Here is a 16,618-nt window from a genome sequence, read left to right as displayed (position 1 = left end):
GCGGTAATTTTTTTGCGCTTGAACGGGCCGAACGACTCGGCCTGTATTGAAAAGGACGGTTCTTATGTTGGTCATCGACACCAGTTTCCCTGCCCTGGGCTTCAACGAACGTAACGGCGAGCCGGTGCGCCAGTTGATCGTGCATTACACCGCTGCCCCTTTCGCGTCATCCCTGCGCACCCTGACCCGCGACGGTGTCAGTGCCCATTATCTGCTGCCCGACCCACATGAGCCCGGCTACCGCGTCGCCGGTTATGACGAGTTGCGCGCCTTTCGCCTGGTGGATGAGGACAAGCGTGCCTGGCATGCGGGCGTCAGTCAGTGGGGTGGGCGCGACAATCTCAACAGCCGCTCGATTGGCATCGAACTGGTCAACCTGGCACGCGATGACGGCGGCGTGTTTACCTTTCCTGCCTACCCTGAGGAACAGATCGACGTATTGATTGCGCTGCTTCGCGACATCCTCGGGCGCTACCCGCAAATCGGCCCCACGGATATCCTCGGGCATTCGGACGTAGCCTACGGGCGCAAAAGCGATCCGGGCCCCCGGTTGCCCTGGCGGTGTCTGTTCGAGGCGGGAATCGGCGCCTGGTTTGACGACTCGACGCGGGCCATGTACCAGCGCCGGTTTTGCCTGGGGCTGCCGCCGGAGGTGGAAGTGGAACGCGCATTCCAGCGCTATGGCTATGCGCCGGCCAAAAATCGCCAGGGCTTTGAGCGCAGGACGCGGGCGTTCCAGATGCACTTTCGCGCACGGGATTATCGTGGGGGTCTCGATGCCGAGACGTGCGCGATTCTGTATGCGTTGAATGAAAAATATCGTGGGCTGTGAAGCCGAATGCAATTCAAATGTGGAAGGGGCCGGGATCTTCAGGCGAGCCCTGGCGGCCACAGCGGCCAGCCTCTAATTTTTTCACGGCGTGGTACGTCTCTATAGATATCAGCGTTGCGCGTGGTGCGCAGACAACCTTCAAACCCTGGAGAACAGCAATGACCTCAGTATTTGACCGCGACGACATCCTGTTTCAGGTAGTGGTCAACCATGAAGAACAGTATTCCATCTGGCCCGACTACAAGGCCGTGCCGGAAGGCTGGCGCACCGTGGGCAAGAGCGGCCTGAAGAAAGAGTGCCTGGCCTACATCGAAGAAACCTGGACCGATATGCGCCCATTGAGCCTGCGCCAGACGATGGATGGCACTGCGCTGGCCTGACTCATCCCTTGTGGCGAGGGAGCTTGCTCCCAAAATCGTGGGGCCGCTTCGCAGCCCGCGGGAGCAAGCTCCCTCGCCACAACAAGCCGGTTCCCAAAGGTTCAAGCGTTCTTGTCTTTCTCCAACCCGCCCGTTGCCCCCGTCACCACCTGCACACTCAAGCGCGGCGTGGCCAGATCCAGTCCGGCCTCATCCAGTTGCCGCTTGAGCGCCAGGTTGAACGCCCGCGACACTTCCCATTGTTTGATCGGCGCCGTCTTGAACCGTGCGCGCAGGATTGCGCTGCCTGACTCGAAGCTTTCCACCCCCTGAATCTCCAGCGGCGACCAGATGTTACGGCGCTGCAACGGGTCGTTGCGGATCTTCTGGCCGACCTCGCGAATCAGCTTGATCGCGGCATCGATCTCCATGTTGTAGGGGATCGCCACCCGGAAGATCGCGTAGCCGAACTCCCGCGAGTAGTTCTTGATGCTTTTGATTTCGCTGAACGGGATCGTGTGCACGATGCCGTCGATGTCACGCAGGCGCACGGTGCGGATGGTCAGGCCCTCGACCGTTCCGAGGTGCCCGCCGACGTCAACGTAATCGTCAATCGCCAGGGAATCTTCGATGATGATGAACAGACCGGTGATCAAGTCCGCCACCAGCGATTGCGCACCAAAACCGATGGCCAGGCCGATCACACCGGCACCGGCCAGCAGCGGGGTGACGTTCATGCCCATGTTCGCCAGGGCGACGATGGCGGCGATGATGAAAATGGTCACGAACAGCACGTTGCGGATCAACGGCATCATGGTCTGCGCCCGCGCATTGGCCAGGCCTTTGCGCGAACGGGTGAGGGCGTGGTGAATCGCGGTGTCGCTGAGGATCCAGATCAGCCAGGCAAACAGCAGCGTGCCGGCCAGGCCGAACAGCTTGACCGCGATTTCATGGCCCTCGCCTTCGGCAAAACCAATCAGCGACAGGCCCCACACCCGCAGGCCCAGCTCGATAAACACCAGCCACACCGCCAAGTGGGCCAGGGTGTAGATGAAACTTTTCAGGCGTTCGGAATACAGCGCATGGCGCTTGTGCCGTTGGGGTTTGAGTGCGTGACGACGCACCAGGCCGTTGATCACCATGCACAACACCAGTAACACCGTGCACAACAACGACTGGCGCAGGGCGGTGCTGGTGTCGCCGGCGGACAGGAACGTGGCAAACAGTGAGATGCCCACCAGCAACATCGCCGGCAGGTACCAGAAGGTGCCGATGATCGACAGCGTGTCGGTAAGCGCGCGGCGGGTGAGGCGCCGCGACAGCGGCTGGTTGCGTATCAGGTGCGCAATCGGCCGGCGGAAGCGCAGGATAAACACCCCGGTGGACAGCGCGGCCATCACATTGGCGACTGTCGCCGCGGTGTGGGCAAGGTGCTGGCCGAGTGCGCTCACCAGGCGCGGGTCACTGAGGGCTTCGCCGAAGGCGGCAAAACTGCCGATCCACCACAGCGGACGGAAGGCCTGGTGGCGCAGGATGTACAGCGCGCGATGGCGGTGCGGACCGTCCAGCAGGGAGAAGGCAATCACGCAGATCGCCGAGAAACAGGTACCGACCACCAACGCGTAAGCCAGCACCATCGCCAGGGATTTGCCCAGGGACGAGGGCAGGGCGTAGCTCAGGTAAACCGTGATCACCAGGGCGATCAGCCACGGCCCCAGTTTGCGCAGGGCGAAGCGCACCATGTCCCAGGTGCGCGGGTGTTGCGGCAGTTCTTCCGGCAGGCCGAAGCGCTCGCGCACACGGTGGCTGAGCCAGATCAGCACGGCGGCCAGCAGGCTCCACAGCGCGAGGATCAGGGCAAAACCGAAGATGATAGGCAGCCACTCGGTGGCCGGCAGCATCAAGGCATTGAGTTCATCCTTGGCCAGGTCGACCTCACTGGACCAACGTCCCAGCGGGCTGTCGTTGCCCGAGAACTGCTGCTCCAGGCCGGACAGCGTGCTGCCGATCAGCCCGAGCACGCCTTGTTCGGCGGCGGGCTGGGCCTTTTGCGTGGCGGCGCGCAGCTTTTTCAGGTCGCTGAGCAGTTGGCTGCGCTGCTGGTCGTTTTCCAGGGTCTTGATCACCTCATCCAGGGACTGCCCCAGGGGCACCTCGGCTTGAGGTTGAGCCTTGGCGGTACCGCCCAGCAGTCCAGGCAAGCCCACGGCGTGGGCAGGCGAAGTGGGAAGCAGGGTGAGCAGGGCGATCAGCAGGTAGCAGGGCAGGGCGAACAGACGGGAGAGCACGAGGCGGTCAACCTTGAAGACGACAGGTCGATCGAGTGTACGAGGGCAAGCGTCATTCGGCCAGTTTGGCGAGGATCTTGTACACCACAGTGCCCAGGATCAGCAGCATGCCGACCCACATGCCGAACACGCCGAGGGGCTTGTCGCGAAAATTGAAGCCGACCGCGAGCAGGAACATGCCGACCAGGATGGGGATAAGCATGGCGTGGAAGGCGGACATGGAGATCATGGGGCGACGGCCTTGTCGGAGTGGGAATACTGACAAGTCTAGGCCGGATTATGGGAAGTGCAGGTGATGCAGGTCAGATGTACGCCGAACTAAATGTGGGAGGGGCGGTGCGACGATTCGACTTGCCCCCGATAGCTGTGGGTCAGTCAACATTTACAGTGACTGATACTCTGCTATCGGGAGCAAGCCCCCTCCCACACTGGAGATCAGGGCAGGTCGTGGCTCGCGTAGAACGCCCCCAATACCTTCACCAAGTGCGCCAGATCATGGCTGCCACACAGTTCGCGAATCGAGTGCATGGCAAACGTCGGCAGGCCGATGTCCACGGTGCGCACGCCCAGGTGGCTGGCGGTGATCGGGCCGATGGTCGAGCCGCAACCCATGTCGCTGCGCACCACGAAGCTTTGTACCGGTACTTCCTGAGCCATACACAGGTGGCGGAAGAACCCGGCGGTTTCGCTGTTGGTGGCGTAGCGCTGGTTGCTGTTGACCTTGATCACCGGGCCCGCGTTGAGCTTGGGGCCGTGGTTGGCGTCGTGCTTGTCGGCGTAGTTAGGGTGCACGCCGTGGGCATTGTCGGCAGATACCAACAGCGATTTCTGGATGGTGCGTACGAATTCATCGCCTTCGGGCAACAGGCGGCGCAGGGTCTGTTCCAGCATCGGGCCATCGGCGCCACAGGCCGAGCAGGAGCCGACTTCTTCGTGGTCGTTGCACACCAGCACGCAGGTTTCCTCGCTTTCGCTGGTGAGCAAGGCTTGCAGGCCGGCGTAGCAGGACAGCAGATTGTCCAGGCGCGCCCCGGCGATGAAGTCGCCATTGAGGCCGATCACCGCGGCGCTTTGCGTGTCGTAGAAGCTCAGCTCGTAGTCGAGCACCACATCGGCGTTCAACCCATGTTCGCGTGCCAGTTGGTCGGTGAGCACGGCGCGGAAGTCCACGCGCTCGTCCCCGGCAAACTGCGCGAGGATCGGCGGCAGCTCGGTCTGGGCATTGATCGCCCAGCCCTGGTTGGCTTCGCGGTTCAGGTGAATGGCCAGGTTGGGAATGATGGCGATCGGTAACTTGAAGTCGATCAACTGGCTTTCGACCTTGCCGTCGCGGCGGAAGGTCACGCGGCCGGCCAGGGACAGGTCGCGGTCGAACCATGGCGCCAGCAGCGCGCCGCCGTAGACTTCAACGCCCAGTTGCCAGAAACCCTGGCGTTGCAGCTCGGGCTGGGGCTTGACTCGCAGGCACGGGCTGTCGGTATGGGCACCGACCAGGCGGATACCACCCTGCAGCGGCGAATGACGGCCGAGCTTGAAGGCGATGATCGAGGAGTCGTTGCGGGTCACGTAGTAGCGACCGTTGGCTTCGGTGGTCCAGGTCTCGCGCTCGTCGAGACGCTGATAACCGGCCGCTTCGAGGCGCTGGGCCAGGGCGGCAGTGGCATGAAAAGGAGTAGGGGAGGCCTTGAGGAAGTCGATCAGGCCTTGATTCAACGCTTCGCGCATAAATAGCTCCAGACAGCAGTGCGCGCAGTTTACCGTTCGATGGCTGCAAGTGCACAGAACAAATGTGGGAGGGGGCTTGCCCCCACATTTGACTGTGTTTACAGCTTAAAAAGGGGCAGGGCACTCGAAGCGTAGACGCTCGCCGCTTTGCGGATGCGTGAAGCTCAGCATGCTCGCGTGCAGGCACAGCCGCGGCCAGGCGGCCAGGGCTTGTTCATGGGCGTACAGGCCATCACCCAGTAGCGGGTGGCCGATGGACAGCATATGCACGCGCAACTGGTGAGAGCGCCCGGTGATCGGCGTCAGTTCTACTCGACACCAATCGCCACAACGTTCCAGCACCTTCCAGAAGGTCAGCGCATGCTTGCCGAACTCGTGGTCCACCACGTGACGCGGCTTGGTCGGTGGGTCATAGCGCAGGGGCAGGTCGATACTGCCGCTGTCCAGTGCTGGTTGGCCCCAGGCCAGGGCGGTGTAGGCTTTTTCGGTTTCGCGGTCGTGAAACTGGCGCGACAGTTCGCGATGGGTATCGGCGTCCCGCGCCAGCAGGATGATACCCGAGGTCTCCCAGTCCAGGCGATGGACGATACGGGCTTCGGGGTAGCCGTTTTCCTGCAGGCGGGTGATCAGGCAGTCCTTGTTGTCGTCGGCACGGCCAGGCACCGAGAGCAGCAGGGTCGGCTTGTTCACCACCAGGACAGCGTCGTCCTGATAAAGGATGTGGACATTGGACAGCGGCATTAAACAGCCTCGTAACAAACGCCAACGGCGACTCGCCCACCCAGTCCCCCGATGAGGGACAGGGTGAACGAGCCGCCGTGGCGGCCGCCTGTTCGATCAGCGATCAGGCAGGGTGATATTGAGTTCCAGAATCGAGCAGCTGCCGTCATTTTCCAGGGCGACATGCACGTCATCGTTACCGATATTGACGTACTTGCGGATCACCTCGACCAGTTCCTTCTGCAAGGCCGGCAGGTAATCCGGGGTGCTGCGTTGGCCGCGTTCGTGCGCCACGATGATCTGTAGACGCTCTTTCGCGACCGATGCGGTGCTTGGTTTTTTGTTGGCGCGAAAGAAGTCGAGAAATTTCATTGTTTAGTTGCCTCCAAAGATACGCTCGAAGAATCCCTTCTTCTTTACATCGAGGAAGCGATGTTCCACGGTCTTGCCCAGCAGGCGATCGACAGCATCGCTGTACGCCTGGCCGGCGTCGCTCTGGTCGTCAAGAATCACCGGCACGCCCTGGTTGGACGCCTTCAGCACAGCCTGGGATTCCGGGATCACGCCCAGCAGGGTCACCGCAAGGATGTCCTTGACGTCTTCAACGCCGAGCATTTCGCCATTGCTGACGCGCTCAGGGTTGTAGCGGGTGAGCAGCAGGTGTTCCTTGATCGGGTCTTCGCCTTTTTCGGCGCGCTGGGATTTGCTGGCCAAAAGGCCGAGCATGCGGTCCGAGTCACGTACAGAGGAAACTTCCGGGTTGGTCACCACGATGGCTTCATCGGCGAAGTACATCGCCAGGTGAGCACCGGTTTCGATACCCGCCGGGGAGTCGCACACCACGTATTCGAAGGTTTCCTTCAGCTCGGCGAGGACCTTGCCTACGCCTTCCTTGGTCAACGCATCCTTGTCACGGGTCTGGCTGGCGGCCAGCACGTACAGGTTCTCAAGGCGCTTGTCCTTGATCAGGGCCTGTTGCAGGTTGGCTTCGCCGTTCACCACGTTGACGAAGTCATACACCACGCGACGTTCGCAGCCCATGATCAGGTCGAGGTTACGCAAACCGACGTCGAAGTCGACGATGACTGTCTTGTGGCCGCGCAGAGCGAGGCCGGTACCGATAGCGGCGCTGGTGGTGGTCTTACCCACACCACCCTTGCCGGATGTAACCACGAGAATCTTGGCCAAGGTGTTTCACCCCTAAGGAAAAAGGACTTTTCAGCCCCTGAAAAACATCTCTTGGAACTCGCTGCAGGCGGACAGCCCTTGTAGGAAAAAGATGTGGTTTCCACGGGGGAAACGCCAACTTCCAATTATTCCTACGCAAGTCTTGCCGGTTTCGCTGTGCTATCAGAGTCTAGAGATGCTTGGAAAATGCGGCAGTATCCGTTAAAGCCGGGTGATGTTCAACACATCGCCCGACAGGCTGACCTGCACCCCGGCTCCCCACAGCGGATCACGGCGCAAATCTTCGGAAACCTTGTACCGGCCCGCGATGGACACCAGCTCAGCGGTCAACTGCTGACAAAAAATACGCGCCTTGGTATCACCCTTGATGCCGGCGAGTGCACGTCCGCGCATCGGGCCGTATACATGGATATTGCCATCGGCGAGAAGTTCCGCGCCGGGGCTGACCGAGGAGATCACCACCAGGTCGCTGCCTTCGGCGTAAATCTGCTGCCCGCCGCGTACGGGCGTGGTGATGATCTTTGTAGGCTTGATCGTCGGCTCCGGTGGTTTTTCCGGTTTTTTCTTCGCTTCGTCGACTAACGGTTCAAGCGGACGCTCACGCGCACCGGACGGCGGCAGTACTGGCAGTTCAATGGCGATGGCTGCGGCAATGTCTTCGATACGGCTGGCGCGAATGGCCAGGGTGCGCAGGCCATGGGAACGGCACACACGCATCAGGCCGGGCAGATCGATAGCGCCCTGGCCGGCGGGGAGTTTGTCCAGGGCCAGTACCAGCGGGGCATTGTTGAAGAAGTTCGGCGCCAGGGCGACCTTGGCGGCCAGTTGGCGGTCCAGGGCATCCAGGTCGTTGCGGGCCAGTTCCAGCACGGTGATGGCGAGCATGCTGCCTTTCAGCTGGAACACGGGATCTTGGTCTAGCGGTTCGGTTTGGCTCATGGTCGGCATAAAGCGGCTTGTCACGAAAAGTGTCGAGACTTATAACGAGAACACTCACCCGCCGCAAGCCGAGTCGAACCGTTGTAGAATGCGCGGCCCTGTCTTTACCGGAATCTGTAATGGATCGCCCGCGTTTTCGAGCTGTATTTCTTCACCCGCGTTTCTGGCTATTGTGGCTGGGGCTCGGCCTGTTGTGGCTGGTCACTCGGTTGCCGTACCGTGCGCTGCTTGCCATTGGTCGGTTGCTGGGCGCGGGGATGTACCGTGTCGCCGGCGAACGTCGCCGCATCGCCGCGCGCAACCTGGAACTGTGCTTCCCGGAAAAAACCGCCAAAGAGCGTAAGCACCTGCTCAAGCAGAACTTTGCCTCCACCGGCATCGCCTTCTTTGAAATGGCCATGAGCTGGTGGTGGTCGCGCCAGCGCCTGGCGCGTCTGGCCCATGTCGAAGGCCTGGAACACCTCAAACAGGCGCAACTGGACGGCAAGGGCGTGATCCTCATGGCCCTGCACTTCACCACCCTGGAAATCGGTGCGGCGCTGCTCGGGCAGAAGCACACCATCGATGGTATGTACCGTGAGCACGGCAACCCGCTGTTCGACTTTATCCAGCGCCGTGGGCGCGAGCGCCACAACCTTGATTCCCTGGCCATCGAACGCGAAGACGTGCGCGGCATGCTCAAGTTGCTGCGCGCCGGTCGTGCCATCTGGTACGCGCCGGACCAGGACTACGGCGCCAAGCAAAGCGTGTTCGTGCCGCTGTTCGGCATCCAGGCCGCCACGGTCACCGCCACCAGCAAGTTCGCCAAGTTGGGCAAGGCCTTGGTGGTGCCGTTCACCCAGGAGCGCCTGGCCGATGGCAGCGGTTACCGCCTGGTCATCCACCCGCCGTTGAGCGATTTTCCCGGTGAAAGCGATGAGGCGGACTGCCTGCGCATCAACCAATGGGTTGAAGCCGCCGTGCGCGAATGCCCCGAGCAATACCTGTGGACGCACCGGCGCTTCAAGAGCCGGCCACCGGGTGAACCCAAGCTGTACGAAAAACGCCGCTGATCAGTCAGATCTTTCCCCCTTTATGGAGTGACGCAATGCGCCCAGCTGAACCGGTTACAGGTTTGATTCTTTCCGGCGGCGGGGCGCGAGCGGCGTATCAGGTGGGGGTATTGGCGGCGATTGCCGAATTGTTGCCGCCGGGGGCACCGAATCCTTTTCCGGTGATCGTCGGTACCTCGGCGGGCGCGATCAACGCGGTGAGCCTGGCCAGCGGTGCAATGGACTTCACGGCGGCCGTGCAACGGCTTACCGCCTTCTGGCAGGGCTTTCGCAGCCATCTGGTGTTGCGCAGCGACTGGCCAGGGGTGGTTCGCCAGGCGAGTCGCTTCCTGATCCACAGCCTGTTGGGCCTGGGTCGGCAGTTCCCAGTGGCGCTGCTCAACAGTTCGCCGCTGCGCGATTTGCTGCAGGACAAATTGCACCTGGCGGGTATCGACGAGGCGATCCGGCAGCGGCACCTGCATGCGGTGGCGGTGACCGCGTTCGGCTACGAGTCCGGGCAAGCGGTGACCTTCTACCAAGGTCGCGGCACCCTCGACGCGTGGCTGCGTCACCGGCGTATCGGCGTCCCCACCCAACTGACGGTTGAACACCTGCTGGCCAGTTCCGCGATCCCGTTGCTGTTTGCCCCGGTGAAGCTTGACGAGGAATACTTCGGCGACGGCGCCGTGCGTCAATCGGCGCCAATCAGCCCGGCCCTGCACCTGGGCGCCAGCCGCGTGCTGGTGGTGGGGGTCAGCGGCAACCCAAGGGGCAACGAGCCGGCAATACAACGCACCTACACCGGCCAGCAACCGACCCTGGCACAGATCGGTGGGCACATGCTCAACAGCACGTTCATCGACAGCCTGGAAAGTGACATTGAGTTGCTGGAGCGCTTGAACCAGTTCAGCCATTTGCAGCCGGCCGACAGCGCAGCCCGTGGCCTGGCACCGGTGGAGGTGCTGGTGATCGCACCCAGCCAGCCGATCGATGAAATCGCGGCGCGCCATCGCCAGGAATTGCCGGCGGCGTTGCGTTTGTTCCTGCGTGGGCCGGGAGCGACCAAGACGAGCGGGGCGGGGGTGTTGAGTTACTTGTTGTTCGAGGCGGGCTATTGCAGCGAGTTGATCGAGCTGGGACGCAGTGATGCGTTGGCCAAGCGTGAAGAGATCACACGGTTCTTAGGTCTACCGACGACCTGAATGTGGGAGGGGGCTTGCTCCCACATTGGTTTGCAGCGGGGTTTAAAAGTGATACTTGACCAGGAAACTTGCCGTGTCCTGCGTCGTCTTGAACGCGCCCGAATCTTCGATCCCGTATTTGTTCTTCCAGTAGTCGTATTCAAAACCGACATACAGCTGCTTGTCGCCCCAGTGCAGCGCCTTGCCCAGGTCATATTTGACCTGTGGGTTGAAGTGCAGGTTGGCGTGGTAAGTGCCACGGGCGTTCTTGTCGTTGTCGACCACCCAGTCCATGAAACCGTCGATCAACACATCGGAGTTGCCCACGGGCAGGGTGTACGACCACACCGGGGTGATCTGCCACACGCCGTCGCCCGGGCGGTTGCCTTCGGTCTGGCGCTGGTAGAAGTTCAACTGGAAGTAGTCGAAGCCCGGGATGTTCAAATCGAATGCCGGACCCAGCAGATAGGACTCGTTATCGCCCTCGCCGAATTCGTAAGTGAAGGCCAGCAACACATCCTTGATCGGGCCGAAGGACAGGTACTTGTCGAGAATCTTGCCGAATGACAACCGTGGACTGAACTCGCCGTAGTAAGTGTTCGGACCGACGTTGCCGTCTTCCTTGCCGTTGTAAAAGATGCGGTCGAGGAAGAAGAAGTTGTCGCCGTACTTCCACGCATCGGCGTGTTCGAAGGTGACGGTCTGCTGGATCTGCGGGTTGACGGTAAAGCTCTTGCCCCACAGGTAGGTCAGGCTGTTGTTCTGCCACTGCAACAAGTCACCGGCCACGGCCTGGCCGCCGGCCAGCAGCGATCCTGCCAACACCAGGCTTTTGAACATAGGTTTCATTCGGTTGCTCCCGAGCTAAAGTTTTATGTTTTTTCTAATCTGGCGCTCTGGATGTGGCGCCTTTGGATTCGATGAAAAACTCGTCTGATTGGTCAGCTTTATGGCTACAGCAAAAGCCGCGCCAAGGCGGTAAAACCACCGTCGATTCAAGCGGGCGCGGAGAATACTGGCTCCCACGTCCGGGCTCAAGTGCGCCGTTACAGCGCGCACAGGGCGACAATGGGGCATGCTTCAGGTGTGGGAGGGAGCACGTCGAATCGTCATACCGCCCCTCCCACAGGGAGTTGTGTGAATCAGTTAGTTGGTATGTGCGCCCTGATTGATCCAGGTACCAATCAAGTCCCGCTCCTGCTGGGTCATCTGGGTGATGTTACCCAACGGCATGATCTGGCTGGCCACGGCCTGCGCTTGAATGCGCGCCGCCTGCTGTTGGATCTGCGCCGGGGTGTCGAACATCACGCCGGCTGGCGCGGTGCTGAACAGCGGGCTGGTCGGTTTGGCCGAGTGGCACACCGCACAGCGTTCCTGGATCACCCCGTGCACCTTGTCGAAATCAATCGTCGCCTGGGCGGGCGCCGGTGCAGGTTCAGCAGCCGGCGCCGCGGGTTTCAAACCACCGCCCAATGCGGTTTCCGGCAGTGGCTGGTACTCGATGGCCACCGGTGCCTTGGCTATCGGCTCTGCCGGCTTGGGCCCGGTGACGTACGCCAGGCTGATCATCGCCAACGCGCCCACGGGTAAGGTCCACGCATACTTCTGGCTGTTGTGGCGCGTATTGAAGTAGTGCCGCACCAACACTGCCGCCACCGCGATACCGGCCAGGATCAGCCAGTTGTATTGGCTGCCGTAGGTGCTCGGGAAGTGGTTGCTGATCATGATGAACAGCACCGGCAAGGTGAAGTAGTTGTTGTGACGTGAACGCAGCAAGCCCTTGGCCGGCAGGGCCGGGTCGGGCGTGCGGTTTTCGGCGATGGCCGCCACCAGCGCGCGCTGCGCCGGCATGATGATGCGGAACACGTTGCCCACCATGATCGTGCCGATCACCGCACCCACGTGCAGGTAGGCGCCACGGCCGCTGAACACCTTGCTGAAGCCGTAGGCCGCCGCAATCAACAGCACGAACAGGATGAAACCGAGCAGGGCGGGGCGCTTGCCCAGGGCCGAGTCGCAGAGGAAGGAGTAGATGAACCAGCCGACGAACAGTGAGCCGATGCCCAGCAACACGCCTTCGGTGCCGCTGAGTGTGCTGCCGGGGGCGAGCAGGTACAGCGTCGGGTTGAGGTAGAACACCACGCACAGCAGCGCGACGCCCGACATCCAGGTGAAGTAGGCTTCCCATTTGAACCAGTGCAGGTTGTCCGGCATGGTCGGCGGGGCCAGTTTGTATTTTTCCAGGTGGTAGATACCGCCACCGTGGATCGCCCACAAGTCACCGGCCAGGCCGCTCTTGGGGTTGACGCGATTAAGGTTGTTTTCCAGCCAGACAAAGTAGAAAGAAGCGCCGATCCAGGCGACGCCAGTGATCATGTGAACCCAGCGCACGCTCAGGTTCAGCCATTCCAACAGATGTGCTTCCACAGTCTTTACCTCTCGCCTGTCACCCTTGTTGTCGGGTGATCCGGCCTTCTCTTATTGGTGGGGGGCGAGGATCAACCGCTCATCCTCTTCAAAAAAATGCTCATCGCAGTTATTGCCTGTGCCACTGCGATCAACCACCAGGAAGTCATCCCGCTTTTCGATCGTCAGCACCGGGTGGTGCCAGACGCCGCGATGGTAATTGATGCCCTGCCTGCCGTTGGTAACGAAGGCGCGGACCAAGCCCGATACAGGTGCATCGCCAAGTGGCGCGACCACGATCAGAAAGGGGTTGCCGAGCAGCGGAATGAAGGCCTGGCTGCCCAGCGGGTGTCTCTCCAGCATGCACACGGTCAGCGGCATATCCAGCGCGTCGGCGCGGAAGATGCTGATGATGGCGTGGTCTTCAGGCTGTGCTGTTTCGACCGTCGCCAGTTTGTGAAAACGCATGGTCGATCCGTTGTTGATCATGAAGTGATCGCTGCCGTCGGTTTCGATAACGTCGCCGAATGGAGCGAAGGCTTCTTTGGTCAGGGGTTCGATCATCAGTGTGCGCATGGCTGTCTCTTATCCGAATGCTGTGTTGTTAAAACTACTGTGTGGCAATGCAGCTTATGTGGTGAGCGGGCTTGCCCCGCGCGGTGCAAGCCCGCTCACCACAGGGATCACTGCTTACTTTGAGACTTTGCCCAAGACACGCAGGCGACTCACACCGCCATCCGGGAACACATTCAAGCGGATGTGGGTGATCGGCCCCAGCGCCTTGATCTGTTCGGCGAAGGTGTGTTCGGCGTGCATTTCCAGTTTCTGTGCCGGCAGCAGTTCGCGCCAGAACAGCGACTGGGTTTCGATCTGGCTGTCGGTGCCGCCCTTGACGAAGGCGCCCTGGATCGAGCAGGTGTCCGGGTAGTTGCCCTTGAAGTGCAAGGTGTCGACGACGATCTTTTCGATCTCGCCCGGGTGGCCCAGCGCAACGATCACCCAGTCATTGCCAGGCGTACGACGACGTGCGGTTTCCCAGCCGTCGCCCATGTTGATGCCACGGCCCGGGTTGAGGATGTTGCTCATGCGCCCGAAGTGTTCATCGGAGCAGGCCAGTGCACGACCGCCGTTCAGGGCGGCCGCCAGGTCGACCTGTTCGTTGTCGCCCACCGAAGACCAGTCGCGGAACGGCACGCCGTACACACGCAGACGGGCCACGCCGCCATCCGGGTAGATATTGAAACGCAGGTGGCTGAACGCCTGGTCGTTGCTGATCTCGTGGTAGTGGTGGCTGTTGCCTTGCAGCTCGACGGCCGACAGCACTTCGGTCCACTGGGTGTGTTCGTCCGGCTCGCCCGAAGTCAGGAAGCAGGCTTCCAGGGAGGCCGACGGCGGGAAGTTGCCGGTGAAGAATGAAGTGTCGATGTCCACGCCCTTGATTCGGCCCGGTACACCCAGTTGGATCACCGCGCTGTCGTAGCCTTCGAAACGCTTGCGGCGCGACTCCCAGCCGTCCATCCACTTGCCGTTGTCATCGAAAACGCCCTCCTTCCACACGGCCGGGGTGGGCTGGAACAGGCGATTTGCGTCAGCGAACCAGTCATCGGTTACCGAGATAATCTTGGTGCCCAGGCGGGCGTCGGCCAGGTTGACGAACTTTTCGAAAGGTACGGGTTGCGCTTTCATTCTTCTTGTCTGCCTTAGATAGAGTGGCTGGGGATGGACTGCTAGAGGGTCAGTAAACGGAACAACGCGATCTTGTTGATCTCGTCCAGCGCGCACTTGAACTCGGCGTCCGCGGAGTTGTGGATGCGCGTTTCGAACGCGGCGAGTATTTGGTGCCGGTTGCTGCCTTTTACCGCCATGATGAAGGGAAACTTGAACTTGGCTTTATAGGCCTCATTCAGCTCGGTGAAGCGAGAAAACTCTTCGGCCGTGCATTGGTGAATACCCGCGCCTGCTTGTTCATCGGTGCTGGCTTGGGTCAGTTGGCCCTGGACGGCAGCTTTGCCGGCCAGGTCCGGGTGAGCGTTGATCAACGCCAGCTGACTGGCATGATCGGCACTCAACAGGATGTCGCTCATGCGCTGGTGCAGGGTTTCGATCTGGTCGATCGAGGTGTCCTGGCCCAGGTCGAACGCCTTTTCGGCCACCCAGGGCGAATGTTCGTAGATATCGGCGAAGGCGGCGACAAACGCATCGCGGCTCAGGGTCGAGGGTTTCAGGGTGTGGAACGCAGTCATATCGCCGCTCCCGTGCAGGGGTGGGTTGCGTGCCAGTGGCGGGCAATATCGACACGACGGGTGAACCACACCTGTTCGTGGCTTTTGGCGTATTCGATAAAGCGCTTCAACGAGGCCAAGCGGGCAGGGCGGCCGATCAGGCGGCAATGCAGGCCGATGGAGAGCATTTTCGGCGCCTCGGCCCCTTCGGCATAGAGCACGTCGAAGGCGTCCTTGAGGTACTCGAAAAAGTCATCGCCCTTATTGAAACCCTGCACCTGGGTGAAGCGCATGTCATTGGTGTCCAGGGTATAGGGGATCACCAGGTGCGGCTTGCCGTTGGGGGTGTTGGGTTCCCAGTAGGGCAGGTCATCGTCGTAGGTGTCGCAGTCGTACAGGAAACCGCCTTCTTCCATCACCAGGCGGCGGGTGTTGGGGCCCGTGCGCCCGGTGTACCAACCCAGGGGGCGCTCGCCGGTCAGTTCGGTGAGGATGCGGATGGCTTCGAGCATGTGCTCGCGCTCCTGGGCCTCGTCCATGTACTGATAGTCGATCCAGCGGTAACCGTGGCTGCAGATCTCGTGACCGGCCTGGACCATGGCGCGGATCACCTCCGGATGGCGCTGGGCGGCCATGGCCACGGCGAAGACGGTCAGCGGGATATCGAATGCCTTGAACAGCTTGAGAATGCGCCACACGCCGGCACGGCTGCCGTATTCGTACAGCGACTCCATGCTCATGTTGCGTTCGCCCTGCAATGGCTGGGCCGAGACCATTTCCGAAAGGAAGGCTTCGGACTCTCTGTCGCCATGCAAAATGTTGCGCTCGCCGCCTTCTTCGTAGTTGAGTACGAACGACAACGCGATGCGTGCCTTGCCCGGCCAGTGGGGGTGAGGAGGGTTACTGCCGTAACCGATCAGGTCGCGTGGGTAGTCAGCGCTCACTGCAGTCTTCCTTCTTGTGCGTGGTAGCAAGTGTGTGGCGGCCGGCGCGAAGACCTGGTGGCGTCACAGTGATGGGATGATTGTATACAACTTGCAGGTCACTTTGTAAGCCTGTATTTCTGCATTTTTTCCAGCCCACCGTCATCGCTTAGCGCTGCAAGAAACTTGCCCAAATGGTCAATAAATGGATGAAAGGTCTTTTAAAAGCAAGGCTCAATGAGTATCTGCTGCAAGGAGGGAGGTTCAAAGGCTCGCGCAAAACTTTGTGATTTTTATTGTGTACAATATTTGTCAAAAGTGTCTTAATCGGCCTGTCACCGGCTTTTTCATGCACTGCAAAGGTGCGGCCTATCTTCACTCGACTCAATAAGGGAGCCCGGATCCATGGGACGACTGACCACACACGTACTGGATGCGGCTCACGGCTGCCCCGGGAGCGCCATCCAGGTTGAACTGTACCGCGTCGAAGGCACGCTGCTTGAGCTCGTCGCCAGTGCCGTCACCAACAGCGATGGTCGTTGTGACGCGCCGCTGCTGCAAGGCGATGACTACCGCAGCGGCGTCTACCAGTTACAGTTCAGTGCCGGCGATTACTACCGTGCCCGTGGCGTGCAGTTGCCGGAACCGGCGTTCCTCGATGTGGTGGTGCTGCGCTTTGGCATCAGTGCCGAACAGGACCACTACCATGTGCCCCTGCTGATTTCGCCCTACAGTTATTCGACCTACCGAGGCAGTTGAGTCTTCACCGCGCTTCACACCCCCAAAGCGCTTCGCTGTTTT

At 60.9% G+C, this 16,618-nt stretch carries 18 protein-coding genes; 5 read left to right on the top strand and 13 right to left on the bottom strand.

Annotation, left to right across the window (positions count from 1 at the left end; all coding sequences use genetic code 11):
* Positions 1-64: 64 nt before the first annotated feature.
* Together PSH66_RS20695 and PSH66_RS20690 are read left to right on the top strand one after the other, a co-directional pair.
* Entirely contained in the window at positions 65-832 is a 768-nt protein-coding gene (locus PSH66_RS20695) for an N-acetylmuramoyl-L-alanine amidase (RefSeq protein WP_003175258.1), read from the top strand.
* Between the two features lie 158 nt (positions 833-990).
* Positions 991-1,212: an MbtH family protein gene (locus tag PSH66_RS20690; RefSeq protein WP_003175257.1), complete on the top strand. Its 222-nt coding sequence runs from the start codon at positions 991-993 to the stop codon at positions 1,210-1,212.
* A gap of 101 nt (positions 1,213-1,313) precedes the next feature.
* Here PSH66_RS20690 and PSH66_RS20685 read toward each other — a convergent pair whose 3' ends face one another.
* The 7 genes from PSH66_RS20685 to minC form a co-directional block, all read right to left on the bottom strand.
* Positions 1,314-3,479 (bottom strand): mechanosensitive ion channel family protein, encoded by a 2,166-nt coding sequence (locus PSH66_RS20685; RefSeq protein ID WP_305427576.1) that lies wholly within the window; start codon positions 3,477-3,479, stop codon positions 1,314-1,316.
* Positions 3,480-3,531: 52 nt separating this feature from the next.
* Positions 3,532-3,708, bottom strand: coding sequence for a hypothetical protein (locus PSH66_RS20680; protein ID WP_003175255.1), 177 nt, complete (start codon positions 3,706-3,708; stop codon positions 3,532-3,534).
* Positions 3,709-3,914: 206 nt separating this feature from the next.
* Positions 3,915-5,204 carry a M18 family aminopeptidase gene (locus PSH66_RS20675; RefSeq protein WP_003175254.1) on the bottom strand — a complete coding sequence of 430 codons (1,290 nt, stop codon included), beginning with the start codon at positions 5,202-5,204 and terminating at the stop codon, positions 3,915-3,917.
* Between the two features lie 105 nt (positions 5,205-5,309).
* Positions 5,310-5,945 (bottom strand): RluA family pseudouridine synthase, encoded by a 636-nt coding sequence (locus PSH66_RS20670; RefSeq protein ID WP_003175253.1) that lies wholly within the window; start codon positions 5,943-5,945, stop codon positions 5,310-5,312.
* 96 nt (positions 5,946-6,041) lie between these two features.
* Positions 6,042-6,296 carry a cell division topological specificity factor MinE gene (minE, locus tag PSH66_RS20665; protein WP_003175252.1) on the bottom strand — a complete coding sequence of 85 codons (255 nt, stop codon included), beginning with the start codon at positions 6,294-6,296 and terminating at the stop codon, positions 6,042-6,044.
* Positions 6,297-6,299: 3 nt separating this feature from the next.
* Complete coding sequence (gene minD / locus PSH66_RS20660) at positions 6,300-7,112, bottom strand: septum site-determining protein MinD (RefSeq protein ID WP_017737535.1); 813 nt, start codon at positions 7,110-7,112, stop codon at positions 6,300-6,302.
* 201 nt (positions 7,113-7,313) lie between these two features.
* Positions 7,314-8,051 (bottom strand): septum site-determining protein MinC, encoded by a 738-nt coding sequence (gene minC, locus PSH66_RS20655; RefSeq protein WP_003175250.1) that lies wholly within the window; start codon positions 8,049-8,051, stop codon positions 7,314-7,316.
* Positions 8,052-8,170: 119 nt separating this feature from the next.
* Here minC and PSH66_RS20650 point away from each other — a divergent pair, with 119 nt between their 5' ends.
* A complete protein-coding gene (locus PSH66_RS20650) occupies positions 8,171-9,103 on the top strand; it encodes a lipid A biosynthesis lauroyl acyltransferase (RefSeq protein ID WP_003175249.1) in 933 nt (310 codons plus the stop codon).
* 35 nt (positions 9,104-9,138) lie between these two features.
* Positions 9,139-10,287 (top strand): patatin-like phospholipase family protein, encoded by a 1,149-nt coding sequence (locus tag PSH66_RS20645; RefSeq protein ID WP_305427575.1) that lies wholly within the window; start codon positions 9,139-9,141, stop codon positions 10,285-10,287.
* Between the two features lie 42 nt (positions 10,288-10,329).
* On the opposite strand, the gene PSH66_RS20640 is transcribed toward PSH66_RS20645, so the two are convergent.
* The 6 genes from PSH66_RS20640 to puuE all read right to left on the bottom strand — a co-directional run bounded on the left by PSH66_RS20640 (position 10,330) and on the right by puuE (position 15,838).
* Positions 10,330-11,115, bottom strand: a complete 786-nt coding sequence (locus tag PSH66_RS20640; protein WP_305427574.1) for an outer membrane protein OmpK — start codon at positions 11,113-11,115, stop codon at positions 10,330-10,332.
* Positions 11,116-11,412: 297 nt separating this feature from the next.
* Positions 11,413-12,693 carry a urate hydroxylase PuuD gene (locus PSH66_RS20635; RefSeq protein ID WP_305427573.1) on the bottom strand — a complete coding sequence of 427 codons (1,281 nt, stop codon included), beginning with the start codon at positions 12,691-12,693 and terminating at the stop codon, positions 11,413-11,415.
* Positions 12,694-12,744: 51 nt separating this feature from the next.
* Positions 12,745-13,248, bottom strand: coding sequence for an ureidoglycolate lyase (locus PSH66_RS20630; protein WP_003175245.1), 504 nt, complete (start codon positions 13,246-13,248; stop codon positions 12,745-12,747).
* Between the two features lie 114 nt (positions 13,249-13,362).
* Positions 13,363-14,358, bottom strand: a complete 996-nt coding sequence (gene alc / locus PSH66_RS20625) for an allantoicase (RefSeq protein ID WP_305427572.1) — start codon at positions 14,356-14,358, stop codon at positions 13,363-13,365.
* A gap of 41 nt (positions 14,359-14,399) precedes the next feature.
* Entirely contained in the window at positions 14,400-14,915 is a 516-nt protein-coding gene (gene uraD, locus PSH66_RS20620; RefSeq protein WP_003175243.1) for a 2-oxo-4-hydroxy-4-carboxy-5-ureidoimidazoline decarboxylase, read from the bottom strand.
* On the bottom strand, positions 14,912-15,838 hold the full coding sequence (puuE, locus tag PSH66_RS20615; RefSeq protein WP_305427571.1) for an allantoinase PuuE: 927 nt from the start codon (positions 15,836-15,838) through the stop codon (positions 14,912-14,914). Before puuE ends, uraD begins: the two co-directional genes overlap by 4 nt.
* Before the next feature lie 384 nt (positions 15,839-16,222).
* Here puuE and uraH point away from each other — a divergent pair, with 384 nt between their 5' ends.
* Entirely contained in the window at positions 16,223-16,576 is a 354-nt protein-coding gene (gene uraH, locus PSH66_RS20610; protein WP_305427570.1) for a hydroxyisourate hydrolase, read from the top strand.
* The last annotated feature ends 42 nt before the right edge of the window (positions 16,577-16,618 follow it).

The organism is Pseudomonas sp. FP597, from assembly GCF_030687435.1.
Lineage (GTDB): Bacteria > Pseudomonadota > Gammaproteobacteria > Pseudomonadales > Pseudomonadaceae > Aquipseudomonas > Aquipseudomonas lactucae.
This window is presented reverse-complemented; position numbering and strand designations above follow the sequence as displayed.